24 protein-coding genes are annotated in these 25,246 nt (G+C 57.7%); 14 read left to right on the plus strand and 10 right to left on the minus strand.

The features are described 5' to 3' along the window. Positions 1–6 precede the first annotated feature (6 nt). Positions 7–1,248 (plus strand): enterobactin transporter EntS, encoded by a 1,242-nt coding sequence (entS, locus tag AC2CGP_RS11260; RefSeq protein ID WP_015367773.1) that lies wholly within the window; start codon positions 7–9, stop codon positions 1,246–1,248. Between the two features lie 58 nt (positions 1,249–1,306). On the opposite strand, the gene AC2CGP_RS11265 is transcribed toward entS, so the two are convergent. Then, complete coding sequence (locus tag AC2CGP_RS11265; RefSeq protein ID WP_213759374.1) at positions 1,307–3,439, minus strand: glycoside hydrolase family 18 protein; 2,133 nt, start codon at positions 3,437–3,439, stop codon at positions 1,307–1,309. A gap of 226 nt (positions 3,440–3,665) precedes the next feature. After that, positions 3,666–4,625: a Fe2+-enterobactin ABC transporter substrate-binding protein gene (fepB, locus tag AC2CGP_RS11270; RefSeq protein ID WP_213759375.1), complete on the minus strand. Its 960-nt coding sequence runs from the start codon at positions 4,623–4,625 to the stop codon at positions 3,666–3,668. Between the two features lie 187 nt (positions 4,626–4,812). Here fepB and entC point away from each other — a divergent pair, with 187 nt between their 5' ends. From entC to AC2CGP_RS11305, 7 genes are all read left to right on the plus strand, one after another. After that, positions 4,813–5,988, plus strand: coding sequence for an isochorismate synthase EntC (gene entC / locus AC2CGP_RS11275; protein WP_042893318.1), 1,176 nt, complete (start codon positions 4,813–4,815; stop codon positions 5,986–5,988). A gap of 9 nt (positions 5,989–5,997) precedes the next feature. Next, complete coding sequence (gene entE, locus AC2CGP_RS11280; protein WP_015704713.1) at positions 5,998–7,605, plus strand: (2,3-dihydroxybenzoyl)adenylate synthase EntE; 1,608 nt, start codon at positions 5,998–6,000, stop codon at positions 7,603–7,605. A 13-nt stretch (positions 7,606–7,618) separates the two neighbouring features. Further along, positions 7,619–8,470 (plus strand): enterobactin biosynthesis bifunctional isochorismatase/aryl carrier protein EntB, encoded by an 852-nt coding sequence (gene entB / locus AC2CGP_RS11285; RefSeq protein ID WP_015367768.1) that lies wholly within the window; start codon positions 7,619–7,621, stop codon positions 8,468–8,470. Next, positions 8,470–9,225 (plus strand): 2,3-dihydro-2,3-dihydroxybenzoate dehydrogenase EntA, encoded by a 756-nt coding sequence (entA, locus tag AC2CGP_RS11290; protein WP_015367767.1) that lies wholly within the window; start codon positions 8,470–8,472, stop codon positions 9,223–9,225. The genes entB and entA overlap by 1 nt, the downstream gene beginning before the upstream one ends. Further along, a complete protein-coding gene (gene entH / locus AC2CGP_RS11295; RefSeq protein ID WP_213759376.1) occupies positions 9,226–9,639 on the plus strand; it encodes a proofreading thioesterase EntH in 414 nt (137 codons plus the stop codon). A gap of 297 nt (positions 9,640–9,936) precedes the next feature. Continuing rightward, positions 9,937–12,042 carry a pyruvate/proton symporter CstA gene (gene cstA / locus AC2CGP_RS11300; RefSeq protein ID WP_149270601.1) on the plus strand — a complete coding sequence of 702 codons (2,106 nt, stop codon included), beginning with the start codon at positions 9,937–9,939 and terminating at the stop codon, positions 12,040–12,042. A gap of 79 nt (positions 12,043–12,121) precedes the next feature. Continuing rightward, the gene (locus tag AC2CGP_RS11305; protein WP_002893903.1) at positions 12,122–12,319 is read left to right on the plus strand and encodes a YbdD/YjiX family protein; all 198 of its coding nucleotides are present in this window, start codon (positions 12,122–12,124) and stop codon (positions 12,317–12,319) included. Here AC2CGP_RS11305 and AC2CGP_RS11310 read toward each other — a convergent pair. From AC2CGP_RS11310 to AC2CGP_RS11320, 3 genes are all read right to left on the minus strand, one after another. Continuing rightward, a complete protein-coding gene (locus AC2CGP_RS11310; protein WP_015704715.1) occupies positions 12,316–12,720 on the minus strand; it encodes a helix-turn-helix domain-containing protein in 405 nt (134 codons plus the stop codon). The two genes, AC2CGP_RS11305 and AC2CGP_RS11310, sit on opposite strands and share 4 nt — an antisense overlap. Beyond that, positions 12,695–12,997, minus strand: a complete 303-nt coding sequence (locus tag AC2CGP_RS11315; RefSeq protein ID WP_475702371.1) for a type II toxin-antitoxin system RelE/ParE family toxin — start codon at positions 12,995–12,997, stop codon at positions 12,695–12,697. Before AC2CGP_RS11315 ends, AC2CGP_RS11310 begins: the two co-directional genes overlap by 26 nt. 183 nt (positions 12,998–13,180) lie before the next feature. Then, positions 13,181–13,924, minus strand: coding sequence for an SDR family NAD(P)-dependent oxidoreductase (locus AC2CGP_RS11320; RefSeq protein WP_032712840.1), 744 nt, complete (start codon positions 13,922–13,924; stop codon positions 13,181–13,183). 306 nt (positions 13,925–14,230) lie between these two features. Here AC2CGP_RS11320 and AC2CGP_RS11325 point away from each other — a divergent pair, with 306 nt between their 5' ends. From AC2CGP_RS11325 to AC2CGP_RS11335, 3 genes are read left to right on the plus strand one after another with little or no spacing between them, the layout of a single operon-like run. Further along, entirely contained in the window at positions 14,231–15,733 is a 1,503-nt protein-coding gene (locus AC2CGP_RS11325) for a sugar ABC transporter ATP-binding protein (RefSeq protein ID WP_325910919.1), read from the plus strand. Further along, positions 15,730–16,728 (plus strand): ABC transporter permease, encoded by a 999-nt coding sequence (locus AC2CGP_RS11330; protein WP_015367760.1) that lies wholly within the window; start codon positions 15,730–15,732, stop codon positions 16,726–16,728. Before AC2CGP_RS11325 ends, AC2CGP_RS11330 begins: the two co-directional genes overlap by 4 nt. 20 nt (positions 16,729–16,748) lie before the next feature. Then, positions 16,749–17,813, plus strand: coding sequence for a sugar ABC transporter substrate-binding protein (locus AC2CGP_RS11335; RefSeq protein ID WP_015367759.1), 1,065 nt, complete (start codon positions 16,749–16,751; stop codon positions 17,811–17,813). 8 nt (positions 17,814–17,821) lie between these two features. Here the strand turns inward: AC2CGP_RS11335 and mtnK are convergent, their stop codons facing one another. Further along, on the minus strand, positions 17,822–19,021 hold the full coding sequence (gene mtnK / locus AC2CGP_RS11340; protein ID WP_213759379.1) for an S-methyl-5-thioribose kinase: 1,200 nt from the start codon (positions 19,019–19,021) through the stop codon (positions 17,822–17,824). A 104-nt stretch (positions 19,022–19,125) separates the two neighbouring features. On the opposite strand from mtnK, the gene mtnA reads away from it, so the two are divergent. Beyond that, the gene (gene mtnA, locus AC2CGP_RS11345; RefSeq protein WP_045361985.1) at positions 19,126–20,151 is read left to right on the plus strand and encodes an S-methyl-5-thioribose-1-phosphate isomerase; all 1,026 of its coding nucleotides are present in this window, start codon (positions 19,126–19,128) and stop codon (positions 20,149–20,151) included. 25 nt (positions 20,152–20,176) lie between these two features. Next, the gene (locus tag AC2CGP_RS11350) at positions 20,177–20,782 is read left to right on the plus strand and encodes a methylthioribulose 1-phosphate dehydratase (RefSeq protein WP_032714064.1); all 606 of its coding nucleotides are present in this window, start codon (positions 20,177–20,179) and stop codon (positions 20,780–20,782) included. Positions 20,783–20,785: 3 nt separating this feature from the next. On the opposite strand, the gene AC2CGP_RS11355 is transcribed toward AC2CGP_RS11350, so the two are convergent. Both AC2CGP_RS11355 and mtnC read right to left on the minus strand, forming a co-directional pair. After that, a complete protein-coding gene (locus AC2CGP_RS11355) occupies positions 20,786–21,328 on the minus strand; it encodes a 1,2-dihydroxy-3-keto-5-methylthiopentene dioxygenase (RefSeq protein WP_015367755.1) in 543 nt (180 codons plus the stop codon). After that, positions 21,325–22,014 carry an acireductone synthase gene (mtnC, locus tag AC2CGP_RS11360; protein ID WP_032712849.1) on the minus strand — a complete coding sequence of 230 codons (690 nt, stop codon included), beginning with the start codon at positions 22,012–22,014 and terminating at the stop codon, positions 21,325–21,327. Before mtnC ends, AC2CGP_RS11355 begins: the two co-directional genes overlap by 4 nt. 184 nt (positions 22,015–22,198) lie before the next feature. On the opposite strand from mtnC, the gene AC2CGP_RS11365 reads away from it, so the two are divergent. After that, positions 22,199–23,344 carry a pyridoxal phosphate-dependent aminotransferase gene (locus AC2CGP_RS11365; RefSeq protein ID WP_162778441.1) on the plus strand — a complete coding sequence of 382 codons (1,146 nt, stop codon included), beginning with the start codon at positions 22,199–22,201 and terminating at the stop codon, positions 23,342–23,344. On the opposite strand, the gene AC2CGP_RS11370 is transcribed toward AC2CGP_RS11365, so the two are convergent. Both AC2CGP_RS11370 and AC2CGP_RS11375 read right to left on the minus strand, forming a co-directional pair. Further along, entirely contained in the window at positions 23,345–23,971 is a 627-nt protein-coding gene (locus AC2CGP_RS11370) for an IbrB-like domain-containing protein (RefSeq protein ID WP_015367752.1), read from the minus strand. Further along, positions 23,956–25,179, minus strand: a complete 1,224-nt coding sequence (locus AC2CGP_RS11375; protein WP_015367751.1) for a phosphoadenosine phosphosulfate reductase — start codon at positions 25,177–25,179, stop codon at positions 23,956–23,958. The genes AC2CGP_RS11370 and AC2CGP_RS11375 overlap by 16 nt, the downstream gene beginning before the upstream one ends. Between the last annotated feature and the right edge of the window lie 67 nt (positions 25,180–25,246).

Consider the following 25,246-nt stretch of genomic DNA (forward strand, 5'->3'; position numbering starts at 1 on the left):
CCTTGCATGAACCGACCTTCCCGGCTGCTTGATGTCAGCCTCCTGCGCACCCATCCGGCGTTCCGCGCCGTCTTTATCGCTCGCTTTATTTCTATCCTGTCTCTTGGCCTGCTAGGCGTGGCGATCCCGGTACAAATCCAGATGATGACCCATTCGACCTGGCAGGTGGGGCTCTCGGTGATGCTGACCGGCTGTTCGATGTTCATTGGGCTGATGGTCGGCGGCGTGCTGGCCGACCGTTATGAACGCAAACGCCTGATCCTGCTGGCGCGTGGCACCTGCGGCGTGGGCTTCGTCGGCCTGTGCCTGAACGCTATGCTACCGGAACCCTCGCTGGCGGCAATTTACCTGCTGGGGATCTGGGATGGCTTCTTCGCCTCTTTGGGCGTGACCGCGCTTCTGGCGGCAACGCCGGCTTTAGTCGGCCGCGAAAACCTGATGCAGGCCGGAGCGATCACCATGCTGACCGTGCGTCTCGGTTCGGTGATATCGCCGATGATCGGCGGGCTATTGCTGGCGACCGGCGGCGTGGCCTGGAACTATGGCCTGGCGGCGGCGGGGACGTTCATTACCACCCTGACGCTGCTACGCCTGCCGCTGCTGCCGCCACCGCCGCAGCCGCGCGAGCATCCGCTGAAATCGTTGCTGGCGGGGCTGAAATTTCTCTTTAATAGCCCGCTTATTGGCGGCATTGCGCTGCTCGGCGGCCTGTTGACGATGGCCAGCGCGGTGCGGGTGCTTTATCCGGCGCTGGCGGAAGGCTGGCAGATGTCAAATTCGCAGATTGGCCTGTTGTATGCCGCCATTCCGCTTGGCGCGGCGCTGGGGGCGTTAACCAGCGGACAACTGGCGCATACCGCGAAGCCGGGGGCGCTGATGCTGATAACGACGGTAGGGTCGTTTGTGGCGATTGCGCTGTTCAGCGTGATGCCGTTCTGGGCGCTGGGCGCGCTCTGTCTGGCGCTGTTTGGTTGGCTGAGCGCGATAAGCTCGCTGCTACAGTACACGTTGATCCAAACGCAAACGCCGGAAAATATGCTGGGGCGCATTAATGGCCTGTGGACCGCGCAGAACGTGACCGGCGATGCTATTGGCGCGGCGCTGTTGGGTGGATTAGGGGCGGTAATGACCCCGGTGGCTTCAGCCAGCGCCAGCGGCTGGGCGCTGGTGATTGTTGGCGTATTACTGATTGGCTTATTGCGAGAGCTACGCCGTTTTCAGCGTCCGGAGCAGGCCTGCGAAAGTTAAGCGCGACAACAGCAAAAAGGCCCCGGATTGCTCCGGGGCCTGGCTTCATTTATAACCCTTAGTACGCGCCGAGATCTTTCCAGACGTCGAACTGGCCGCAGTACAGGTCAGGCTGGTTGCCCTGAGACCACCATTTCACCTGATAGTTGTGGCCTTTCCAACTCACGGTTTCAAAGGTACCCCAGTTGCCGCCATAAACGGTTTTGGCATCCCACAGCGGGTAAGGCGTGGCGTCGTCAGATGGTACCACGTCATCATCCTGCGCAGGCGTGGTGTCATCAGTCTCTTTTTCTTCGTCAGCAGGTTCATCTGCCGGCTCATCGGCTGGCTTGTCATCACTCTGACCGTTTCCGGAAGCCACGACAACGGAGAGGATAAAGCGCTGCTGGGTTGACGGTTCGCCCCAGGTATCGCGAACGAACAGCGTGAAAGTGAACTCGGTATCCGCGGTGACTTCCGGTACATCGAACTCAATAACCGCGGCGGTTTTATCCGCAACATCAATGGCTGCCGGCACGCCCCAGCTGTAGCTCAGCTCGTCGCTATCTTCATCAGACGATTTTTCCCCGGACAGGCGTACGCGGGAGCCGCCTACGACCATCATTTCAATTGCCGCTTCCGGCGCATGGTTTACCGTCGGTTCAATTGGCTCATCTTCTGACTTATCGTCTTCTTGTTCATCAGCAGGCACAACGTTAATGCCTTCGAAATAGAACGGGTCCATATCGATAACTTCAGAGGCGATTTCGTAGCCCAGACCTTCACGGGCGGCGTTAACCAGCACGCCGTTATCATGGTCGATAGTCCAGGTAAACAGACCGCCCAGCCCCAGGCTGGCAGCGTATTCCCCTTTGGCTTTGACGGTGCGCGGGGTATCCAGCGACATAAACAGTTTGGATTCCGGGTTGTAGAGGAAATCAGCGTCAGCCACCTGATCGGTATAGACGTTAAAGCCGTTACGCCCTTTCTGGTTTTCCAGATCCAGGTAGTTATAAATGACGTCATACCATTCGTTGGTACCGGATTCAAAGGTACCGACGGTGGTGCCGTTCCCCGGGTTATAGGTGCCTTTCAGCGGAGACAGCGATTCCAGCTCGGCGTTGCGGCCGTTACGGGTATAACCGGCGTAACCGATGTTGATGCGTTCAGCCGGGAAACCTTCCGCCAGCAGATGTTCAACGATGGTGTTAATCGCCCAGCCGCCTTGCTCAATAGCTTTCAGATTGGTGTGGTGGGTGATGCTTTCCGCCCACGGGGTGCCGAAGAAGTCATAGGTCATGACGTTGATGCCGTACAGACCGGCATTCATCAGCGCTTTGACGTTGGAATAATCAAAGGTCTTCACCACGGCGGAGCTGGCGATAGAGATTTTGACATCGCTCAGGCCGGCGGAATCCAGCTGCTTACGCAGTTCGGCAATAAGTAACGCATAGTTTTCACCATCTTCCGGGCCGTAGGGGTTGCCGGCGCCTTCGGCGTTCGGGTATTCCCAGTCGATATCCACTTCGCTGAACATCGGGAACTGTTTGAACAGCTTCACCACGCCTTTAGCGAAGGTTTTACGCGAGGAATCAGATGCCGCGGTTTCATGGAAACCGTTACTCATGCTCCAGCCGCCGATGCTCATGGACAGCACCAGGTTGTGGCCCTGCTGTTTGGCTTTCGCCTGCAGGTCGCGCAGACCGCCGAGCAGGCCTTTGGTGTTTGTCTGGGTTACGGTTTTCGGATCGACATCCCAGCCGCTGACGCTGTGGCCAACGTTAACGTAAGACTGGAAGTCGCCCCACGGGTCGAGGAAGGTCGGTTCATATTTGACTTTGCCGCACTGCTCAGCGCCTTCGGCTACCACATCACGCCACAGGCCATCCACTTTATGGAAGCCGGTCACGCCGACGAAACCAACGATGATTTTATCGTAAGCGGTAGGGGAGACGTTGGTCAGGTCGTAGCCGCGTCCGCGGTTATCTTTCGTATCGCTGCCCTGCAGGCGGCCATCGTACTGAGACCAGTCGGTGTAGTAACCGAAGACCTTTGGTTTGTTGGTCGCGTTTTTGTATTTGTTATAGACCGGTTTAGCGACGCGGTCTGACGTATAGCTGTAGTTGCTGACTTCAGTTGCCGGGTTAAAACCATCTGCCGCATTGCTGGTTTCGGTCAGGGTATCGCCCTTGATCAATTTGCTAGTGGTCACGGTAAGTTCCTTCTGAGTTGAATGTCCACCTCAAGTGGTGTGGGGCAGATATTCAGGGAAGGCGGCGACGATGGCTAATCACAAAACAACACCTGAAACGATGATGATTCGCGTGAGGCGCCGATGAGGTACCAAGAGAGGAAAGAAATAAAAAATTCTTTTATAACAACATGATGATGTGGGTGATGATGTGAAATGAGATCCCGGCGCAGGGCCGGGAAGAGAATCAGGCAAAGAGCGCCGATAAACGCTGCAGCACCAGCATGGCGCTGTAGTAGTCCAGACGGAAGGTTTCGGTCCCCAGCGGATAAACGCGTTTAGCGGCAACCGACGGTAGGTGCGCCAGTAGCGGGTTGGCGTAAATGGCCCCGGCGTCTTTCTCATCGCCGGCGAACAGGAACAGGCTTTCGCCGTTGATACCCGCTGCCAGATTCTCGCCGCCTAACTGCACGATGTCGTGACGCTTACCCTGGCTCTGGCTGGCGTGCAGGTTACCCGGCAGCGTCGCCAGCTTAAAGCCTAACTGTTCCAGCATCTGACCCTGCGCTGATTCCGGCGTCCAGATATTGGCGCTGTGCGCCGCGGCGGTATAAACCAGCGCGGTGACCGGCTGCGGCGGCAACTTTAGTTTCTCTTTTAACGAAACGAGCTGTTTATTGAATTCGGCAATGCGCGCGTCCGCCTGCTTTTCGTGACCGGTAATATGCCCTAATTGGGTAAGAAGCGTCTGCCAGCTTTTATCGTCGTAGTTGATGATAAGGGTCGGCGCGATAGTCGACAGCTGGTCGTACAAGGCCAGCGCGGAATCTCCCCCGGTGGCGCTTATCAGAATCAGATCCGGCATCTGCGCCGCCACCGCTTCGGCGCTGGGTTCGCCAATATAGAGTCGCGCCAGGTTGCGCTTTTTAGCGATATCGCCCCACTGGCGCAGAAAGCCCTGTGCATCAGCCACGCGGTTATTCGGCGTGGTCGCGCCGCTGGCGACCACCGGCGCATCAATAGCCAGCAGCGAGCCGGTGAGGGTGACGCTGGTCGAGACGATGCGCTGCGGTTGGCTTTCCAGTGTATGAGTGCCGCGGCTATCGGCGATCTGACGCGGCCAGTCTGCCGCCAGCGCTGAGTTAATTCCTAAAAGGCACAGCCCGCTGGCGAGTAAAGTACGACGGCAAAAAGTGGCAAAATTCACGAATTCGCATCCTGAGTAAGTTGTAGTAAATACGTCTCATTTTCAACATTGTATTGTCCGGATGCAAGTGTAAGTCGCATAACCTGCTGTTTGTGCGGTTGACAAGGAGAGCAATACCTTTTAGGTTAGCCAACAAAAATATAAATGATAATTATTCTTAATATCTTTATCGTTTTTGGAGGATGATATGGAAACGTCACTGGCTGAGGATGTACAGGAAAAAACGCAGACCCTGTCGCCGCAAAGCTTCTTCTTTATGTCGCCGTACCGCAGCTTCAGCACCACCGGCTGTTTTAGCCGTTTTTCCCAGCCTGCCGTCGGCGGTGATTCGCTGAACGGCGAGTTCCAGCAGAAAATGGCGGCCGCTTTTGCCGAAGCCCGTGCGGCGGGGATCCGCAAGCCGGTCATGGTCGGGGCGATTCCGTTCGACACCAATCAGCCTTCCGAGCTCTATATTCCCGAACGTTGGGAAACCTTCTCCCGTACCGACAAACAGCAGTCCGCGCGTTACGCGGCGCCGCTCAAAGCTATGGATGTTGTCGATCGTCAGGAGATCCCGGAACAGGACGAGTTTTTGGCGATGGTGGAACGCGCCGCCGCGCTGACGGCGACTCCGGAAGTCGACAAAGTGGTGCTCTCAAGGCTGATTGATATTACGACCCGCGACCGGGTCGATAGCGGCGCGCTGCTGGAGCGGCTGATCGCCCAGAACCCGGCGAGCTTTAATTTCCATGTTCCACTGTCCAATGGTGATGTGCTGCTGGGCGCCAGCCCGGAACTGCTGCTGCGTAAAGAAGGGCTGCACTTCAGTTCGCTGCCGCTGGCCGGCTCCGCCCGCCGCCAGCCTGACGATGTGCTGGACCGGGAAGCGGGTAACAAGCTACTGGCGTCGGGCAAAGATCGCCATGAGCACGAGCTGGTGACGCAGGCGATGAAGAGCGTGCTTGGCCCGCGCAGCAGTCATCTGTCGCTACCGGAGTCGCCGCAGCTGATTACCACCCCGACGCTCTGGCATCTGGCGACGCCGATCGAAGGTACGGCGCTGGCGGAAGAAAACGCCATGTCGCTGGCCTGCCTACTGCACCCGACCCCGGCGCTGAGCGGCTTCCCGCACCAGGTGGCGAAGCGGCTGATTGCCGAGCTCGAACCCTTCGATCGCCAACTGTTTGGCGGCATTGTCGGCTGGTGCGATGACGAAGGCAACGGCGAATGGGTGGTGACCATCCGCTGCGCGCGCTTACATCAACGCTCGCTACGCCTGTTTGCCGGCGCGGGTATCGTCCCGGCCTCTTCGCCGCTGGGCGAATGGCGTGAAACCGGCGTCAAACTCACCACCATGCTCAACGTATTTGGCTTGAATTAAGAGGCAAGGATGATTGCATTTACCCGTTGGCCGGAAGAGTTTGCGGCCCGCTATCGTCAAAAAGGCTACTGGCAGGATCTGCCGTTAACCAATCTGATTACTCGTCATGCGGACAATGACGCCGTGGCGATTATCGACGGCGAGCGGCAGATTAGCTACCGCCAGTTTAACCAACTGGTGGATAACCTCGCGTCCTCCCTGCAGCATCAGGGACTCAAGCGTGGAGAAACCGCGCTGGTGCAGCTTGGCAACGTCGCCGAGTTCTACATTACTTTCTTTGCGCTGCTGCGCATCGGCGTCGCACCGGTTAACGCTTTGTTTAGCCATCAGCGCAGCGAACTCAACGCCTATGCCGCGCAGATTAAACCGGTGCTGCTGATTGCCGATCGCGAGCACGCGCTGTTTGCTGACGATAGTTTCCTTAATGGTTTTATCGCTGAGCATCCTTCGCTGCGTGTCGCGCTGCTGCGTAACGATGGCGGCGAGCGCGACCTGGCAACGGAAATTAACCGCACGGCGGATAACTTTGTCGCCAATCCGACGCCGGCTGACGAAGTGGCTTTTTTCCAGCTCTCCGGCGGCAGCACCGGGACGCCGAAGCTTATTCCGCGAACCCATAACGATTACGACTACAGTATCCGCCGCAGCAACGAGATCTGCGGTATTAACGCCGACACGCGCTATCTCAACGCGCTGCCGGCGGCGCACAACTATGCGATGAGCTCGCCGGGATCGCTGGGCGTCTTTCTCGCCGGCGGCCGGGTGATCCTCGCCGCTGACCCGAGCGCCACGTTGTGTTTCCCGCTGATCGAAAAACATCAGATTAACGTCGCGTCGCTGGTGCCGCCGGCGGTCAGCCTGTGGCTGCAGGCTATTCATGAATGGGGCAGCAACGCGCAACTGCAATCGCTGCAGCTGCTGCAGGTTGGCGGAGCGCGCCTGTCCGCGACGCTCGCCGCGCGTATCCCGGCGGAAATCGGCTGCCAGCTGCAGCAGGTGTTCGGCATGGCGGAAGGGCTGGTTAACTACACCCGCCTCAACGATAGCCCGCAGCGAATTATCAACACCCAGGGTTGCCCGATGTGTCCTGACGACGAAGTGTGGGTGGCGGATGCCGACGGTAACCCGCTGCCGCGCGGCGAAGTGGGCCGTCTGATGACCCGCGGCCCTTATACCTTCCGCGGCTATTACAACAGCCCGCAACATAACGCTGAAGCCTTTGATGCCGATGGATTTTACTGCTCCGGCGATCTGATTTCGATCGATGAAGATGGCTATATCACCGTCCAGGGCCGGGAAAAAGATCAGATCAACCGCGGTGGCGAGAAGATCGCCGCTGAAGAGATAGAAAACCTGCTGCTGCGCCATGAGGCGGTGATCCACGCCGCGCTGGTTAGCATTGAAGACAATCTGCTGGGCGAGAAGAGCTGCGCTTATCTGGTGGTGACATCGCCGCTGCGCGCCGTCGCGGTGCGCCGCTTCCTGCGCGAGCAGGGCGTGGCGGAATTTAAATTGCCGGATCGCGTGGAGTGCGTTGCCGCGCTGCCGCTGACGCCGGTGGGCAAAGTCGATAAAAAACAATTACGTCAGTGGCTGGCCGAAGGCAAGCTGGGCTGAAGGAGAACAGAAAATGGCAATCCCTAAATTACAGGCTTACGCGCTGCCGGAAGCCAGCGATATTCCGGCCAACAAAGTTAACTGGGCCTTTGAGCCGTCGCGCGCCGCGCTGCTGATCCATGATATGCAGGAGTATTTCCTCAACTTCTGGGGCGAAAACAGCGCGATGATGGAAAAAGTGGTGGCCAATATCGCCGCCCTGCGCGACTTCTGCAAACAAAACGGCATTCCGGTGTACTACACCGCCCAGCCGAAAGAGCAGAGCGATGAAGACCGCGCCCTGCTGAATGATATGTGGGGGCCGGGGTTGACTCGCTCGCCGGAACAGCAGCAGGTGATTGCCGCGCTGGCGCCGGATGAGCAGGATACGGTGCTGGTGAAATGGCGCTACAGCGCGTTTCATCGCTCACCGCTTGAAGAGATGCTGAAAGAGACCGGCCGCGACCAGCTGATCATCACCGGCGTTTACGCCCATATCGGCTGCATGACCACCGCCACCGACGCTTTTATGCGCGATATCAAACCGTTCTTTGTCGCCGACGCGCTGGCAGATTTCAGCCGCGAAGAGCATTTGATGGCGCTGAAATACGTCGCCGGCCGTTCTGGACGCGTGGTGATGACCGAAGAATTGTTGCCGCTGCCGGCCTCCAAAGCGGCGCTGCGCGCGCTAATTCTGCCGCTGCTCGACGAATCCGACGAACCGCTGGATGATGAAAACCTGATCGACTACGGTCTGGATTCGGTGCGTATGATGGCGCTGGCCGCCCGCTGGCGCAAAGTACACGGCGATATCGACTTCGTGATGCTGGCGAAAAACCCGACCATCGACGCCTGGTGGGCGCTGCTCTCCCGCGAGGTGAAATAATGGCGGCGCTGGATTTTCACGGCCAGACCGTGTGGGTGACTGGCGCAGGTAAAGGCATTGGCTATGCCACCGCGTTGGCTTTCGTCGAGGCCGGGGCCAACGTCACCGGTTTCGACCTTGCCTTTGACGGCGAAGGTTATCCGTTTGCCACCGAAATGCTCGACGTCGCCGATGCCGACCAGGTACGCGACGTTTGCGCGCGTCTGCTCAACGATATCGAACGACTGGACGTGCTGGTGAATGCCGCCGGGATCCTGCGCATGGGGGCTACCGATCAATTGAGCGCGGAGGACTGGCAGCAGACTTTCGCGGTGAACGTCGGCGGCGCGTTTAATCTGTTTCAGCAGACGATGGCGCAGTTCCGCCGTCAGCGGGGCGGGGCGATCGTCACCGTCGCCTCCGATGCCGCGCATACGCCGCGTATCGGCATGAGCGCCTATGGCGCCTCGAAAGCGGCGCTGAAAAGCCTGGCGTTGACCGTCGGGCTTGAGCTGGCAGGTAGCGGCGTGCGCTGCAACCTGGTATCGCCGGGCTCCACCGACACCGATATGCAACGTACCCTGTGGGTCAATGAAGATGCTGAACAGCAGCGGATCCGCGGATTTGGCGAGCAGTTTAAGCTTGGCATCCCGCTGGGCAAAATCGCCCGACCGCAGGAGATCGCCAATACCATTTTGTTCCTCGCCTCTTCTCACGCCAGCCATATTACGCTGCAGGATATTGTGGTCGATGGCGGCTCGACGCTGGGGGCGTAGATGGCCTGGAAACGAGAGCTCACACTTGCGGTGCTGAACGCCAGTAGCGAAAACACCATGGTGGCGCATCTGGGTATTGTCTACACCCGGCTGGAGGAGGCGCTGCTGGAGGCGGAGATGCCGGTGGATGCGCGCACGCATCAGCCGTTTGGCCTGCTGCACGGCGGGGCATCCGCGGCGCTGGCGGAGACGCTGGGCTCGATGGCCGGTTGGCTGATGACCGAAGAAGGGCGATGTGTGGTGGGCACCGAGCTTAACGCTACCCACCATCGTCCGGTCTCCAGCGGTAAAGTGCGCGGCGAATGCCGACCGCTGCATCTTGGCCGCCAGAGTCAGAGCTGGGAAATTGTGGTGTATGACGAAAAAGGGCGGCGCTGCTGCACCTGTCGTCTGGGAACCGCGGTGCTTGGCTAAGACGCTGCTATTTCCCCGGCTTGCGCTGCGCTAAGCCGGGCTACCAAATCACACAGCGCTGTAGCCCCGGTAAGCGGTAGCGCTACCGGGGGTTTTGAGGCAGCCACCCGACAAAAAAACGGCACCGTTCACGGTAATCCTTTCATTTATTTTCCTGCCTTAAGTGATCTCGCTAGCAATGTGAGACAAATCTCCGCCGCGGCATGGCATCTGCGCTGTTTCGAAGTTGTTAAACTCTGCGTTGTGTTCTAGAAACAAACTGTAACATCCTGATTACCCTACCGGTGGACCACAACAATGAATAATTCAGGGAAATACCTTATCTGGACACTGCTCTCCGTGATCGGAGCCTTTGCCCTCGGCTATATCGCCTTAAACCGGGGTGAGCAGATAAATGCGCTGTGGATTGTCGTCGCGGCGGTCTGCGTTTATCTGATCGCGTATCGTTTCTACGGCCTGTATATCGCCAAAACCGTCCTCGGCGTTGACCCAACGCGGATGACGCCGGCGGTACGACATAACGACGGCCTCGATTATGTTCCGACTGACAAAAAAGTGCTGTTCGGTCACCATTTTGCGGCGATTGCCGGCGCAGGGCCGCTGGTTGGCCCGGTGCTTGCCGCGCAGATGGGCTACCTGCCGGGGATGATCTGGATCCTCGCCGGCGTGGTGCTGGCCGGCGCCGTGCAGGACTTTATGGTGCTGTTTGTTTCGACCCGTCGCGATGGCCGTTCGCTTGGCGAACTGGTTAAAGAGGAGATGGGGCCAACCGCTGGCGTACTGGCGCTGGTGGCCTGTTTTATGATCATGGTGATCATCCTCGCGGTACTGGCGATGATCGTGGTGAAAGCATTGACCCACAGTCCGTGGGGGACATACACCGTCGCCTTTACCATCCCGCTGGCGATTTTTATGGGCATCTATATTCGCTATCTGCGCCCGGGGCGCATCGGCGAGGTGTCGGTGATAGGCCTGGTGATGCTGGTGTTTGCGATCATTTCCGGCGGCTGGGTGGCGGAAAGCCCGACCTGGGCGCCGTGGTTTGATTACACCGGCGTACAGCTGACCTGGATTCTGGTGGGTTACGGCTTTGTGGCTGCGGTACTGCCAGTCTGGCTGCTGCTGGCGCCGCGCGACTATCTCTCCACGTTCCTGAAAATCGGCACCATCGTTGGGCTGGCGATTGGCATCCTGATTATGCGCCCGACGCTGACCATGCCGGCGCTGACGAAGTTTGTTGACGGCACCGGCCCGGTATGGACCGGCAACCTGTTCCCGTTCCTGTTTATCACCATCGCCTGCGGCGCGGTTTCCGGCTTCCATGCGCTGATCTCCTCCGGCACCACGCCGAAAATGTTGGCCAACGAAGGGCAGGCCTGCTTTATCGGCTACGGCGGCATGTTGATGGAATCCTTCGTCGCCATTATGGCGCTGGTGGCGGCCTGTATTATCGATCCGGGCGTCTACTTCGCGATGAACAGCCCGATGGCGGTGCTGGCGCCGGCAGGAACCACCGATGTCGTGGCCTCGGCGGCGCAGGTAGTGAGCGGCTGGGGCTTTAGCATAACCCCGGATACGCTGCGCCAGATTGCCAGCGAGGTCGGCGAACAGTCGATTATTTCACGCGCCGGCGGCGCGCCGACGCTGGCGGTGGGGATGGCTTACATTCTGCACGGCTCGCTGGGCGGGCTGATGGATGTCTCTTTCTGGTACCACTTCGCCATTCTGTTTGAGGCGCTGTTTATCCTGACGGCGGTTGATGCCGGCACCCGCGCGGCGCGATTCATGCTGCAGGATCTGCTGGGCGTGGTGAGTCCGGGGTTGAAAAAAACCAGCTCGCTGCCGGCTAACCTGCTGGCGACCGCGCTGTGCGTCCTGGCGTGGGGCTACTTCCTGCATCAGGGGGTGGTCGATCCGTTGGGCGGCATCAATACCCTGTGGCCGCTGTTCGGTATCGCCAACCAGATGCTGGCGGGGATGGCGCTGATGCTGTGCGCGGTGGTACTGTTCAAGATGAAACGCCAGCGCTATGCGTGGGTGGCGCTGCTGCCGACAAGCTGGCTGCTGATTTGTACGTTGACCGCCGGCTGGCAGAAGTCGTTTAGCCCGGATACCAAAGTCGGTTTTCTGGCCATCGCCAATAAATTCCAGGCGATGATCGACAGCGGCGCCATTCCGCCGCAGTATACGGAATCGCAGCTGGCGCAGCTGGTGTTTAATAACCGTCTTGATGCCGGGCTGACTATCTTCTTTATGATTGTGGTGGTGGTTCTGGCGCTGTTCTCGATTAAAACCGCGCTGGCGGCGTTGAAAGAGGATAAACCGACGGCGAAAGAGACGCCGTATGAAGCGATGCCCGCGGATGCGCAGACCTTAACGGCGCAGGCAAAACGCGCGCATTAACCTGTTTGGCCTACCTTTCTTCTCCTCCCTCTCCCTGTGGGAGAGGGCTGGGGTGAGGGAAATAAGCGAGAAACTCATTATGTTCGACACCCTTTCAAAAGCAGGAAAATATTTAGGCCAGGCGGCGAAGATGATGATCGGCGTGCCGGATTACGATAACTACGTTGAGCATATGCGAATAACCCACCCGGATCAGACGCCGATGACCTATGAAGAGTTCTTTCGCGAACGCCAGGACGCGCGCTATGGCGGTAAGGGCGGGGCGAAGTGCTGCTAGCCTTCTTTCGGTAAGTAGAGGCTGATTTGCTCCTGGGTACAGCCGTAAATCGCCGCCAGTTTTTCGCGGGTCCGCTTCTGCGGACGGGAGTCCAGCGCTTCCAGCTGTGACACCGCGGACTGGCTGATGCCGAGTTTAGCCGCGACCTCCCGCTGTGAGAGTCCGCGCAGGATACGCCACGCGGCCTGCAGGCTGACGTTTTCTTTATGCATCACGTCGCAGACATCCCCTGGCAGCATTACGTTATCATAGATATCTGATTCATAAGAAATATCTTCCCAATTGTTTTCATCCTCGTCGTCGTACTCCAGCAGAGCCAGGCGCATACGAAAGTAATCACTGTAAGGAATGACGACATACTGGTCTTTTCCTTCTTCATCCTTGATGTACTGAATAGTCATATTCGGTATGTTCCTCATGAAGGTAGGTGGTGGTGGTTCGGCGTTTAACCGCCACTACGTAGCAGGTATCGTCCGGCGGATCCCCAAAGATGTAGATGACTCTGTAATCACCTAATCGCAGCCTGTAGTGGTTTTCGGGAAAGGACAATTTTTTGATATCCGAGATAGGTGAAGCTTTATCATTCATCTTCTCCAGCCTGGATTTAATGCGGTTCTTATACCGATTATCGATTTTAGAAAATTGCTTATTTGCCGTTTTTGACCAGACAATCTTCATCCGTACCTCCACTGTACGCCCACACAAAACATAAGGAAATAATAAGACTATTAGATAAATTCCGAATTTCTTATGGAGTACAGTAGAGCGGAGAAAAAACGCAGGTAAGAGGCAAAGCGTAACCCGTCGAGGCGGCGCGGGAAGGCCTCTGCCGGGCGACAGAGGCTTGCAGAAAAGATGCGATCAGGCGTTCAGGCCGCCATCCACGTCGAGCCCCGTACCGGAGATCTGCCCGGCGGCCGGGCTGGCCAGGAAGGTGACCGCCGCGGCGATGTCTTGCGGCTGGCCGTAGTGACCGACCGCAATCATCTGGCGCTGGGCTTCCGCCTGTTCCCCATCCTCCGGGTTCATATCGCTGTTGGTCGGCCCTGGATGGACAAGGTTAACGGTGATCCCGCGAGGGCCTAAATCACGCGCCAGGCCACGGGTCAGGGAGTTGAGGGCGGACTTGGTCATGGCGTAAACCGCGATGCCCGGCATGGCTACGCGGTTGGCCAGACAGCTGCCGATGTTGATGATCCGTCCGCCATCGGACATATGCACCAGCGCTTCCTGGATAGCGATGACCACCCCACGAATATTGACGTTGATAAGGTCGTCAATGTCCGCCAGCGTCATGGATTCCAGTGGACCGCCGCGGGCGATGCCAGCGTTGTTGACCAGAATGTCCAGCCCGCCGAGGGCCCGGGCTGCATGGGTGACGGCATCCTGAATGGCCTGCGCGCTGGCGCTGTCTGCCTGCACCGCTTCGCTGTACCGACCCAGCGTCTTAATTTCATCGGCGACTGCCTGGGCTTTATCGGCCGATTTTTCATACGTAATAACCACATCGGCGCCGGCGCGCGCCAGCGACAGCGCAATAGCGCGACCCAACCCACGGCTGGCGCCGGTAACCAGCGCCTTCTTACCTGTTAAATCGATCTGCATGATGACCTCGTTACGAGAGTGGTGAGAATCATCATTAGGTATAGATGGTCTGGGTGATTAACGGCTGAAGTATTCCACCTTCTCAAACGTCGCGCGCAAAGCGTCAGGGGTTAACGTCGCCGGCAGGCTAAAGCGCTGCCAGGGCGGGAAGCGCTCCTTATAGGTGTTGGGCTAACCTGATGTTATCTCTGGACATCCAGATGGCTAATATTATTTGGTTTTAGCTTATGCTTTTTACGCAGTTGTCAGGCATCGGCGGCTGTGAAAAATTCGTTAAATCAGAATATTAATTGCCTGGGGAGGGTGATGAGCGTGAATCGCCTTGAGATGCATAACATTAGCCTGGCCTTTTCCGGCTTTCAGGCGCTGAGCAAGGTGGCGTTTACCCTTAAGGGCGGAACGGTGCATGCGCTGACCGGCGCCAACGGCGCAGGCAAATCGACGCTGATGGCGGTGTTGTGCGGGACGCATGCCGATTACGAAGGTGAAGTGGTGATCAATAACCAGCCGGTTAGCATTCGTTCGCCGCGCGATGCAAAGCAACTGGGGATCCATCTGGTACAGCAGGAGGTGGATGTTGCGCTGGTTCCGGGGCTGAGCATTGCGGAAAACATCATGCTGGACAGGCTGGCTGAACCGGGTGCGGTTTTTCGCTGGTCGCGGGTGCGTCAGCAGGCGCGCGAAGCGCTGGCGCAGCTTGATATTGCGCTGGACGCTCGACGTTCAATCGATAGCTGTACCCTTGCCGAAAAGCAGCAAATTCTGCTGGCTCGCGCACTGTCGCACCACTGCCGTTTTTTGATTCTTGATGAACCCACCGCGCCCTTGGATCAGCACGAAAGCGAACGCTTATTTGCGGTGGTTCGTCGTCTGCAGCAGCAGGGGATCGGCGTGGTCTTTATTTCGCATCGTATTCATGAACTGAAAGCGATTTGCGACACCCTGACGGTGCTGCGCGATGGCCGTTTAATCGAAAGCGGGCCGATGGCCGAACTCAGCGGCGAACAGATCGTCGAAAAAATGCTCGGCCACGAGTTGAGCGATATTTTCCCGCCTGCGCGTCCGCCGCATGGCGAAGAGGTGCTGTTGCAGGTTGACGGTTTGCATGACGAAGCGCTGTTGCAGGATATCTCGCTACGCCTGCATAAGGGGGAAATTCTCGGTATCGCCGGCTTGGCGGGCGCGGGGAAAACTGAACTCTGCAAAGCCTTATTCGGCGCCAGCAAAAGCCGACTGCGCTACGGCGAACTTAACGGCCAGCCGTGGCGGCCGCGCGATCCGGCCGATTCCGTCCTCCAGGGGCTGGCGCTGGTGCCGGAAGAGCGGCGCAAAGAGGGGATATTCATTGATGAGGCGATCGCCATGAATCTGGCGGTCAGCGCCGATAACAGCTTTTCGCGCTGGAGCCTGTTCGGCCATCGGCAGGCGTGGCGGTGGGCGCAGGAGGTAATTGCCCGTATCGGCGTGCGTGCCACCGGACCGGGGCAGTCACTGCGCCGTCTCTCCGGCGGTAATCAGCAAAAAGTGGCCATCGGCAAATGGCTGCGCGGCAGCGCAAACGTGCTGATTTTCGACGAGCCGACGAAAGGGGTGGACGTGAAAGCGAAAACCGATCTGTTTCAGTTGATTGATGGCCTGGCGCGGGAGGGCCGGGGCGTGATTTACGCCTCCGGCGAATTTTCCGAGCTGGTGGGCCTGTGCGATCGCATCTGCGTGTTGTGGGATGGGCGCATTGTGGCGGAAATACCCGGCGCCGAGGCGCGGGAAGAGACGATTCTTTATTACTCCACCGGAGGAGCGGCAGCGTGAGCAAGGCCCTGGCAGTCAACGCGACGGTATCGGGCCGTCAGCGGTTTTTCGATTTTCTCTATAAATGGGGTATGTTGCTGACCGTGGTGCTGCTGGTTGGCGTCTTTGGTTTAGCCTCAGATAACTTTCTTGATCCCTTTAACATCATCAACATTCTGCGCTCCATCGCTATCGTGACGGTGATTGCCATCGGGGTGTCGATTTCGCTCACCATCGGCGGCTTTGATCTGTCGGTGGGGTCGACGGCGTCGCTGGCGAATGCGTTAGTGATTTCGTTGTTTGTCTGGCACGGCCTGAACACCACTGAAGCCATTCTGATTACCCTCGCGCTCTGTACGCTGGTGGGGTTATTCAACGCGTTTCTGATCGTGGTGCTGCGCATTCCTGACATGCTCGCCACGCTTGCCAGCCTGTTTGTGATTCAGGGCGTGGCGATGACCTACAGCTACGGCGGTTCGATCACCGAAAATATGGTGTTGCCGAGCGGCGATATGGCTGAAGGCACGATTCCGGCGGCGTTTGGCGCGCTGGGGCAGGTGCCGACCATCGTCATTATCATGCTGGTGGTAACGCTGATCGCACAGCTGGCGCTGTCGTTCACCACCCACGGGCGGCGGATGTACGCCATCGGCGGTAATCCGGAGGCGGCGCGGCTCTCCGGCCTGCGGATCACGCGCTATAAAGTGGCGGCCTACGTGATTGCCTCGCTGCTGGCCGGGCTGGGCGGCATTCTGCTGGCATCAAGGATTGGTTCTTCCCAGGTGAACGCCGGCGGCGGTTACCTGATGGACGCGGTCGCGGCGGCGTGGATCGGCTTTTCGCTGGCGGGCTCCGGCAAGCCGAATGCGCTGGGGACGCTGGTGGGAGCGGTGATCCTCGGCGTGCTTTCCAATGGCCTGGTGATGCTGTCAGTGCCCTATTACGCGATGGACATTATTAAAGGACTGGTGCTGGCTGGCGCGCTGGCACTGACCTATTTTCAGCGCCGTACCTAACACTTTACAGGGTAAACAAAATGAAAAAGATAGCACTTTCTCTTATGGCGCTGGGCCTGCTGCAGTCGATGGCAGCGCTGGCGCAGACCCCAACGCCGGTTCCGGCGGCGATAGCTGAGCATAACGGCCCGATCCGCATCGCGGTGATTCGCAATCTCGGTTCTGACGATAACACTACCCAGTTTGTCGCCGGGGCGATTCAGGAAGGTAAAAAGCTCGGTTTTAAAGTCAGCGCTTTCCTGAGCAACGGTGATGACGCGAAGTTCCAGGATTTCGTCAATCAGGCCATTAGCCAGAAATACGACGGTATTATTCTTTCCCAGGGGCGCGATCCCTACTCGACCGCGCTGGTGAAAAAAGCGGTCGATGCCGGGATCAAAGTGGCGGTGTTCGATACCGCGGTGCAGGGAGCCGTCCCCGGCGTGACGGTTAGCCAGCAGGATGACGCCTCGTTGACCGAGCTCTCTTTTGGCCAACTGGTAAAAGACTTCAACGGCAAGGCCAATATTATCAAGCTATGGGTGGCAGGCTTCCCGCCAATGGAGCGCCGCCAGGCAGCCTACCAGACGCTTCTTAAACAAAATCCGGGGATTAAAGAGCTGGAGTCTATCGGCGCCGTTTCATCCGACGTGCAGGGTGACACCGCTAACAAGGTCGGCGCAATTTTGGCTAAGTATCCTAAAGGTAAAATTGACGCCATCTGGGGGACGTGGGATGCCTTTAGCCAGGGAGCCTATAAGGCGCTGAAAGAAAACGGGCGCAGCGAAATCAAACTCTACAGCATCGATATTTCCAATCAGGATTTACAGCTGATGCGGGAGGCCGGTAGCCCGTGGAAGGTTAGCGTGGCGGTCGATCCGAAACTCATTGGCGCCACCAACGTACGCTTGATTGCCAATAAGATTGCCGGGGAAAGCACCCCGGCTACCTACGATTTCAAAGCGGCGGCGATTCCGCAGGCGCTGCTGGCGGCACAGCCGGGGGCGGTCAACGTGGCGTCGCTGGGGAAAATCATCCCTGGCTGGGGGCAGACCGAAGACTTTATTGCCCCGTGGTTTGCCACCCTGGAAGCCCAACATAAATAATCACGCGGTTAGCTGTACTGACGTACGCGGGCGATAAGTTCGTCCACGCTATCGATACGCTCGGCGATGACGATCAGCGCTTTGCCGAGCGTAATTGCATGGCGCAGGCATTCGTGGCGCATGGCCGTGTCCTGAATCGAATCGATATCGGCGACGTGTGAAAGCCCGACGCTGCGGCGTATCAGTTCAGTTCCGCAGAATCCAATGGCATCGCACCATACTTTTTTGAGGAATACTGAGGCGTAACCGGGGCAGGCCAGCGCCGCATCGCGGGTTTTCTCCGCCGCTAACGCCTGGAAACGCTCGCTGAAGGTGTGCCACAAGGTCTGTATATCGTTGAGCCGCTGCTCGCGCGCGGCTGCGGCATCGCGAATGCCGAGATGGCCAGGTAGACCGCAATAGTTAAGCAACAAATTGCCAATGGCGGTGCCGACGTCAAAACCGATAGGGCCGAAATAGCCAAATTCGGCATCGATGGCTTTAAGGCTATTTTCAGCGACGAAGATGGAGCCGCTATGAATATCGCCGTGCAGCAGGGCTTCGGCCTGTGAGAAAAAGCGGTGCTTCAGCGCCGCGACCGCCAGTTTAAGCTGAGCGTCCTCACGCAGGGCGGCAACCTCTTCTTCCAGCTCCGCCGGGTAGTTATTGCGCTCGTGGATCTGATACGGATCGTTAAAAAACAGATCCTCGGTGATCTCGCACATTTCCGGATTGATAAATTGCGCCACCTGCGCTTTTTTCTCATGCGGATGGAGATAGAAATCGCTGGTGTGGAACAGCGTCTGCGCCAGATATTCGCCCAACTGGCCTGCTGCCTGCGGATAGTAGACGTTGCCGATAAGCTCGCCGCGCCAGATACGGTGGTCGGAAAGGTCCTCCATCACCATCACCGCCAGAGCGGGATCGAAATGAATAATGTGTACCGTATGCTGCGGGCTGTGCTGATAGTGGGCGACCAGGGTCTGTGCTTCGAGGCGCGCGCGGTCGAGGGTCAGCGGCCAGGATTCGCCGACGCAGCGCACGTAGGGCAGCGCCTGCTTAACAATAATCCGGCTCACGCCCTGAGCATCGAAAATTTTGAACACCAGATTGAGATTGCCGTCGCCTACCTCCTGCGCCGACACCAGCTCAGACGGATCGTCGAGCCCGCCAAATTGTTGTGCGTAAGCCACCGCATCGCTGGCCGTGAAGGTATGGTATTGCGACATTGCCTCGATCCTCAAAAGTGCTGAATTAAGCCGTTCAGACGTCTATACATCTGGATTTCATCCTGACACAATGTGATACAACAACGCAACAGGGATTTAACGATATGCAGACACTACAGACCACCAGCCTGCGGGTAAGCGAAAATCAGCTTTTTATTCTCGATCAACAGGCATTGCCGCAGGAAAAACGCTGGCTGGCGGCGGATAACGTTGCGCTGCTGGTGGACCATATTCATGCTTTGCGGGTGCGCGGCGCGCCGTTGATTGGTCTCTCCGCCAGTCTGCTGCTGGCGCTGTTGGCGCAGCGCGGCTTATCCCGCGACGAGCTCACTCAGGCGCTGGAAACCCTGCGCGCGGCGCGGCCGACGGCGGTCAATTTAATGAATAATCTCGATCGTATGAAGCAGGCGCTGGCGCAGGAAGACTATCCGCAGGCGCTGGAGAGCGAAGCGCTGCGCCTGATTGCGGAAGATAAACAGCTGTGCGCCAGCATTGCCGAAGCTGGCAATGCGCTGGTAACGCCGGGTAGCCGTTTGTTGACCCACTGTAATACCGGTGGCCTGGCGACGGCGGGGGGCGGCACCGCGCTGGGGGTTATCGCTTTGGCCTATGAACAGGGCAAGGTGGCTAACGTCTGGGTCGATGAGACGCGGCCGCTGCTGCAGGGCGGGCGCCTGACCGCCTGGGAATTGGGGGAGCTGGGCGTGCCGTATCAGCTTATTACCGACTCAATGGCCGCCAGCCTAATGGCGCAGGGGCAGGTTGATGCGGTATGGGTCGGCGCGGATCGTATCGCCGCCAACGGCGACGTGGCGAATAAAATTGGGACCTATTCGCTGGCGGTGCTGGCTCACTATCATCGTATTCCTTTCTACGTGGCGGCGCCGCAAACCACTCTCGATCGCTACTGCCCGAACGGCGCGGCGATCCCGATTGAACAGCGTGCGGCGCAAGAGGTGACCGGCGTAAAAGGCAGCTTTGGCGCCGTGCAGTGGGCGCCAGAAAACGCGCCGGTTTATAACCCGGCCTTTGACGTGACGCCAGCTGCGTTAATCAGCGGTTGGGTGCTGGATAGCGGCGTGGTCACGCCACAGCAGGTGGCGGACGGTATTTTTGCGCCGCTGGCGTAACGGTTAACAGTGATAAGGAACGATTATGTGGCAAGAGCGACTCGCACAACTGGTGACCACCTGTCACTGGATTGGCGCAAAAGGGTGGGCGCCGGCAACCGGCGGCAATATGTCAGTACGCGAGGATGCGCGCTGGTGTTGGTTGAGCGAATCGGGGCGCGATAAGGGCAGCCTGACCAGCGACGATTTTTTACAGGTGGACATCACCAGCAATCGCGCGCCGTCGGGCCGTAAACCGTCGGCGGAGACCGGGTTGCATACGCTGGTTTATCGTCTGTTTCCTGAAGCGAACGTCGTGCTGCACGTGCATACCGTGCACGCTACGGTGCTCTCACGTCTTGAAACCAGCGATACCCTGCAGCTGCAGGGCTATGAAATGCAAAAAACGCTGAGCGGGCAACATAGCCATCTCGATAGCGTACCGGTGGCGATTTTCGATAACGATCAGGATATCGAGGCGCTGGCGGAGCGGGTTGAAGCGTATGCCCGTAGCCATCCTTTGCGTTATGGATTTTTGATCCGCGGCCACGGTTTAACCTGCTGGGGCAGGGATGTTAGCGAGGCGCGGCGTCAGCTGGAAGGGCTCGAATTTCTCTTCGAATGCGAGCTGCTGCGCCGCCGCTATGCATAAAGGTTAGGGTAAGCGCGGATAGGCATCGGCGATAGCATCGCCGGTGAACTGTGCTATCCAGCCTTCCGGATTGTCAAAAATACGAATGGCGGTGAAATTCGGCTCCGAACCCATATCGAACCAGTGCGGCGTATGCGCCGGGACGGAGATCAGATCGTTCTTTTCGCACAGCACCTGAAAGACTTCATCGCCGATATGCAGGCAAAACAGCCCGGCGCCTTCGACAAAGAAGCGTACTTCATCTTCGCCATGGGTATGCTCATTGAGGAATTTAGCCCGCAGCGCCTCTTTCTGCGGATTATCCGCCCGCAGGCTAATGACATCCCAGCTCTGGTAGCCCTTTTCAGCCACCAGTTTATCAATCGCATGCTGATAGGCCGCAATAACGGTTTCAGCGGTTGGCGCCGGGCCCAGGTAGCGATCGGCCTGCCAGCGCTCGAAGCGCACCCCTTTTGCGCGCAATTGCTGCTGGATTTCATCGGCGTTGCTGCTGTGCCAGCGTGGATGGCTGGCGTCGTTAACGGAAAAAATAGTTAATTCGCTCATGCGGGAAGTTGCTCCGGGTCGATGTCGTCAAAACGCTGAACCTGTGGATGATGGCTGGCCGGGTCGCGGTCGCCGCGTACCAGCTGCAGGGTGCGTAAACCTGCCGCTTCGGCGGCGTCCAGTTCCTGATGGATATCAGAGAGGAACAGAATGCTCGCCGGGCTATGCCCCAGTTGTTCGGCGATAGTGCGATAGGATTGAACTTCGCGTTTGGCGCCGACCAGGGTATCGAAATAGCCGCTGAAGAGATGAGTAATATCACCTTCGTCGCTGTAGCCAAATAACAATTTCTGCGCGGCGACCGAGCCTGAGGAATATACATATAAATCAATGCCCATCGCCTTCCACTTCTCCAGCGCCGGGAGTACATCGGGATAAAGATGGCCGGTAAAGTCGCCGTTCAGATAGCCCTCGCGCCAGATAATGCCCTGCAGCGCTTTCAGCGCCGTGGATTTACGATCCTCATCCATGAAGCGGAATAGCGTGTCGATAAGCGCTGCGGTGCTGGCTTCGGGAGCGGCGATTTCTGTACGCAGATTGTCGAGAATGGTACTGACCGGCTCGACATACTGCTGCGCGCTGACAAAAGCGGCCAGCCGCTCGCGGGCGTAGGGGAATAAGATGTTATGGACAAAGCGAATGTCGCTGGTGGTGCCTTCAATATCGGTCACGATAGCGCGGATCATGGTATCTCCAGAGTGGATAGTGCGCCGTGCTGCCGGTGGCGTCGGTTTGCCGCCTGCCTGCGGCAAGCGAAATAACGTTAGCATTTAGACGTCTAAGCGTCTTGATTGCCAAATATTAACATCGTGTTATAGTGGCTTCAACAACAGCATTACAATCGGAACAAAGATAATGAGCAATAAGCCACTGATTCCTGAGAGTAAACTCCCTGCATTAGGCACCACCATTTTTACCCAGATGAGCGCGCTGGCGCAGCAGCATCAGGCCATCAATCTATCACAAGGTTTTCCGGATTTTGATGGCCCGCGTTACCTACAGGAACGGTTGGCCTGGCACGTCGCCCAGGGGGCTAACCAGTACGCTCCGATGACCGGCGTACCGGCGCTGCGCGAAGCCATTGCCGATAAAACCGCTGAGCTGTATGGCTATCGCCCGGATGCGAATAGCGATGTTACCGTCACCGCGGGGGCGACCGAAGCGCTGTATGCGGCGATCACCGCGCTGGTCAGAGCCGGCGATGAGGTGATCTGCTTTGACCCGAGCTATGACAGCTACGTGCCGGCGGTAGAACTTTCCGGCGGGGCGCTGAAACGTATTGCTCTGCAGCCGCCGCATTTCCGCGTTGACTGGCAGCAGTTTGCCGCCACGTTAAGCGACCGCACCCGTTTGGTGATTCTTAATACGCCGCATAATCCATCAGCCACCGTCTGGCAGCGGGAAGATTTTGCCGCGTTGTGGCAGGCGATCGCTGAACGGGAAATCTACGTTATCAGCGACGAAGTGTATGAACATATCTGTTTTGCAGAGCAGGGCCATACCAGCGTGCTGGCCCATCCGCAGCTGCGCGAGCGGGCAGTCGCGGTCTCTTCTTTCGGTAAAACCTTTCACATGACCGGCTGGAAAGTGGGTTATTGCGTGGCGCCTGCCGCCATCAGCGCCGAACTGCGTAAGGTGCACCAGTATTTGACGTTTGCCGTCAATACGCCGGCTCAATTGGCGCTGGCGGATATGCTGCACGCGCAGCCGGAGCACTACCGCGAGCTGCCTGCGTTTTATCGGCAGCGTCGGGATCTGTTTATCGATGCGCTACGCGATAGCCGGCTGGAGATTTTGCCTTGTGAAGGGACCTACTTCTTGCTGGCCGACTATAGCGCGATCTCTGACCTTGATGACGTCAGCTTTTGTCGCTGGCTGACCACTGAAGTCGGCGTGGCGGCGATCCCGCTGTCGGTATTCTGTGCCGATCCGTTCCCGCATAAGCTGATTCGCCTGTGCTTCGCCAAGCAGCCGGAGACCCTGCTGGCGGCAGCAGAGCGGCTGCGTCGCCTGTAGCTATTTCACCGTCCATGCCTGAGAAAATTGACGGTCGGCGAACATCTCGGCCAGACCGTTAATTTGCTTCAGGCGCAGCACTTCATCGGCATCCATCCCCAGCTCTTTGCTGATTTTGCTATTGCTCCAGCCGAGATTGGCCAGCTCGCGGACAATTTCCGACATCGCGTGGATCTGATGGCGCCCGCGCGCCCGGTTGTGGCGGATAGTCGCGGCTATCAGGGCATCGCGCGGGGGGCTGTTCGCCGACAGACAGGTTACCGGCAAATATCCCTTGAGCTGTTTTTTCAGCGACAGCTTGCTGCCCGCCAGTTCGTGGCGGTGAAAACCGTCAACGATGGTATAGCGTTTTGACTGTTGATTCTGCACCACGATCGGTTGCGTGAAACCATTGGCCTCCAGCGAAGTTAATAACAGCCGCTTTTCCGGCGGCGCAAGGTTATTAGGGTTGTAATCGTTGGGAACCACCTCTTCCTCTTTAACCCATAGCACGCAGTCAACCGGCTGGTTGTGAAAGGGGCTATGGCGGTGCAGAGCCTGGCGAAAGTGATTCAGCGCGTCGATTTTTTCCTCTTCCGGCAGCGCTGCCAGATACTCTTCTATTTGGGTAATTAGTCGTTGTTGCATAGCAGTCCCCATTGTTGGCGTTTTTTACTTATGCGCTTGCAGTAGCTTTTATAGCGGGTGGCTTTAGTTGGGCTAAATGAGAGCTGGCGACACCAGTAATCATTGTTTAATAACACTTTGCAGACGCGCCGCCATGAAGGGATATCCCGGGTGCCGATGTCGCTCTCCTGGCTATCGGGGATATCCTCCATTCCCTGTTTTTGATACCAATGCAGATAGACCGCGATTTTATTACGATAATGCTCGGCGGTTGGCCGCGGCATGCTATCCAGCAGGAACAGGGCGTAACTCTTCCAGCTGTGGTGCCCGGGTTTATCGAGTTTGCGGTGGCCATAAAATTTGTTGTCGTACCCTGCGTAAATACCACCGCTGTGCACGCCGTTTACGCGCTGGCAAATGGCTGCCCAACGTTCTGGCTCCAGCACGTGATACAGCCAGAGACCCTGGCGCTGCTCCGGGCCAAAGGGTTCGCAGATGCGCATATAGCGCAGCGGCACCCCGGCCTGATACATCAGATCGTAAAGGGGGTTATAGGTATGACCGCTTTTGCTAAACCACGTCCAGATATCGGCGGTTTTCCAGTCATAAATCGGGTAGATGTACCAGGTATGGCCGCCCGGTGCCGATGTCGTCCATGGCTTATCATCGGCAAAGCGCAGTTTGCGCTGCGAGGAGATGGTCATAAACCGATTAAGCGATTCATCTGCCCGGATACCCACCATCATCGCCGCCGGACGGTTTTGTGAAAACCAGTCGGCGAAATCACGGACGAACTCTTCGAAGCTCATTCCGCTGCTATAAAACGGGAAATAGCCGGGATCGGTAATGGCGTCAGCGGGCGGCTGGCGTACCCAGTTGACGCCCGGCTCCCAGCATTGCCACTCCGGCGAAAACTGAGTCAGTGAATTTTGCGTGGTGAGCGGTAGGGCGACCCAATAAAATTTCTCAATAACATCCTGGTATTCGGTACGGATATTTTCGCAATGCTGAATGGTGCAGGAAAATTGCGCCTCCCAATCAATAAACAACACGTTGAATTTTTTTCCCATTTGCCGGGCGCAAAGCGCCGCCAGGTGCAGCATGGTGGTGGAGTCTTTTCCGCCGGAGAAAGAGATGCAGATGCGTGAAAAATTTTCTAATACCCACTGTATCCGCTGCTGGCTAGCCTGAAGAACGGACTCGGGTAATGGAATTTTTACCAAAGACATTACCATTAATCCTTTAATGTGATGGATGCGCTTTCACGGTAGTGTAGAACACATTAATGGTAAGGTT

The organism is Klebsiella sp. SYXHC3 (assembly GCF_057196925.1).

What these genes read in the sequence shown, in the direction of transcription:
- entS (WP_015367773.1), top strand. Translation starts at nt 7, where the DNA reads ATGAACCGACCTTCCCGGCTGCTTGATGTCAGCCTCCTGCGCACCCAT.
- entC (WP_042893318.1), top strand. Translation starts at nt 4,813, where the DNA reads ATGGAAACGTCACTGGCTGAGGATGTACAGGAAAAAACGCAGACCCTG.
- entE (WP_015704713.1), top strand. Translation starts at nt 5,998, where the DNA reads ATGATTGCATTTACCCGTTGGCCGGAAGAGTTTGCGGCCCGCTATCGT.
- entB (WP_015367768.1), top strand. Translation starts at nt 7,619, where the DNA reads ATGGCAATCCCTAAATTACAGGCTTACGCGCTGCCGGAAGCCAGCGAT.
- entA (WP_015367767.1), top strand. Translation starts at nt 8,470, where the DNA reads ATGGCGGCGCTGGATTTTCACGGCCAGACCGTGTGGGTGACTGGCGCA.
- entH (WP_213759376.1), top strand. Translation starts at nt 9,226, where the DNA reads ATGGCCTGGAAACGAGAGCTCACACTTGCGGTGCTGAACGCCAGTAGC.
- cstA (WP_149270601.1), top strand. Translation starts at nt 9,937, where the DNA reads ATGAATAATTCAGGGAAATACCTTATCTGGACACTGCTCTCCGTGATC.
- AC2CGP_RS11305 (WP_002893903.1), top strand. Translation starts at nt 12,122, where the DNA reads ATGTTCGACACCCTTTCAAAAGCAGGAAAATATTTAGGCCAGGCGGCG.
- AC2CGP_RS11310 (WP_015704715.1), bottom strand. Translation starts at nt 12,720, where the DNA reads ATGACTATTCAGTACATCAAGGATGAAGAAGGAAAAGACCAGTATGTC.
- AC2CGP_RS11315 (WP_475702371.1), bottom strand. Translation starts at nt 12,997, where the DNA reads ATGAAGATTGTCTGGTCAAAAACGGCAAATAAGCAATTTTCTAAAATC.
- AC2CGP_RS11320 (WP_032712840.1), bottom strand. Translation starts at nt 13,924, where the DNA reads ATGCAGATCGATTTAACAGGTAAGAAGGCGCTGGTTACCGGCGCCAGC.
- AC2CGP_RS11325 (WP_325910919.1), top strand. Translation starts at nt 14,231, where the DNA reads ATGAGCGTGAATCGCCTTGAGATGCATAACATTAGCCTGGCCTTTTCC.
- AC2CGP_RS11335 (WP_015367759.1), top strand. Translation starts at nt 16,749, where the DNA reads ATGAAAAAGATAGCACTTTCTCTTATGGCGCTGGGCCTGCTGCAGTCG.
- mtnK (WP_213759379.1), bottom strand. Translation starts at nt 19,021, where the DNA reads ATGTCGCAATACCATACCTTCACGGCCAGCGATGCGGTGGCTTACGCA.
- mtnA (WP_045361985.1), top strand. Translation starts at nt 19,126, where the DNA reads ATGCAGACACTACAGACCACCAGCCTGCGGGTAAGCGAAAATCAGCTT.
- AC2CGP_RS11350 (WP_032714064.1), top strand. Translation starts at nt 20,177, where the DNA reads ATGTGGCAAGAGCGACTCGCACAACTGGTGACCACCTGTCACTGGATT.
- AC2CGP_RS11355 (WP_015367755.1), bottom strand. Translation starts at nt 21,328, where the DNA reads ATGAGCGAATTAACTATTTTTTCCGTTAACGACGCCAGCCATCCACGC.
- mtnC (WP_032712849.1), bottom strand. Translation starts at nt 22,014, where the DNA reads ATGATCCGCGCTATCGTGACCGATATTGAAGGCACCACCAGCGACATT.
- AC2CGP_RS11370 (WP_015367752.1), bottom strand. Translation starts at nt 23,971, where the DNA reads ATGCAACAACGACTAATTACCCAAATAGAAGAGTATCTGGCAGCGCTG.
- AC2CGP_RS11375 (WP_015367751.1), bottom strand. Translation starts at nt 25,179, where the DNA reads ATGTCTTTGGTAAAAATTCCATTACCCGAGTCCGTTCTTCAGGCTAGC.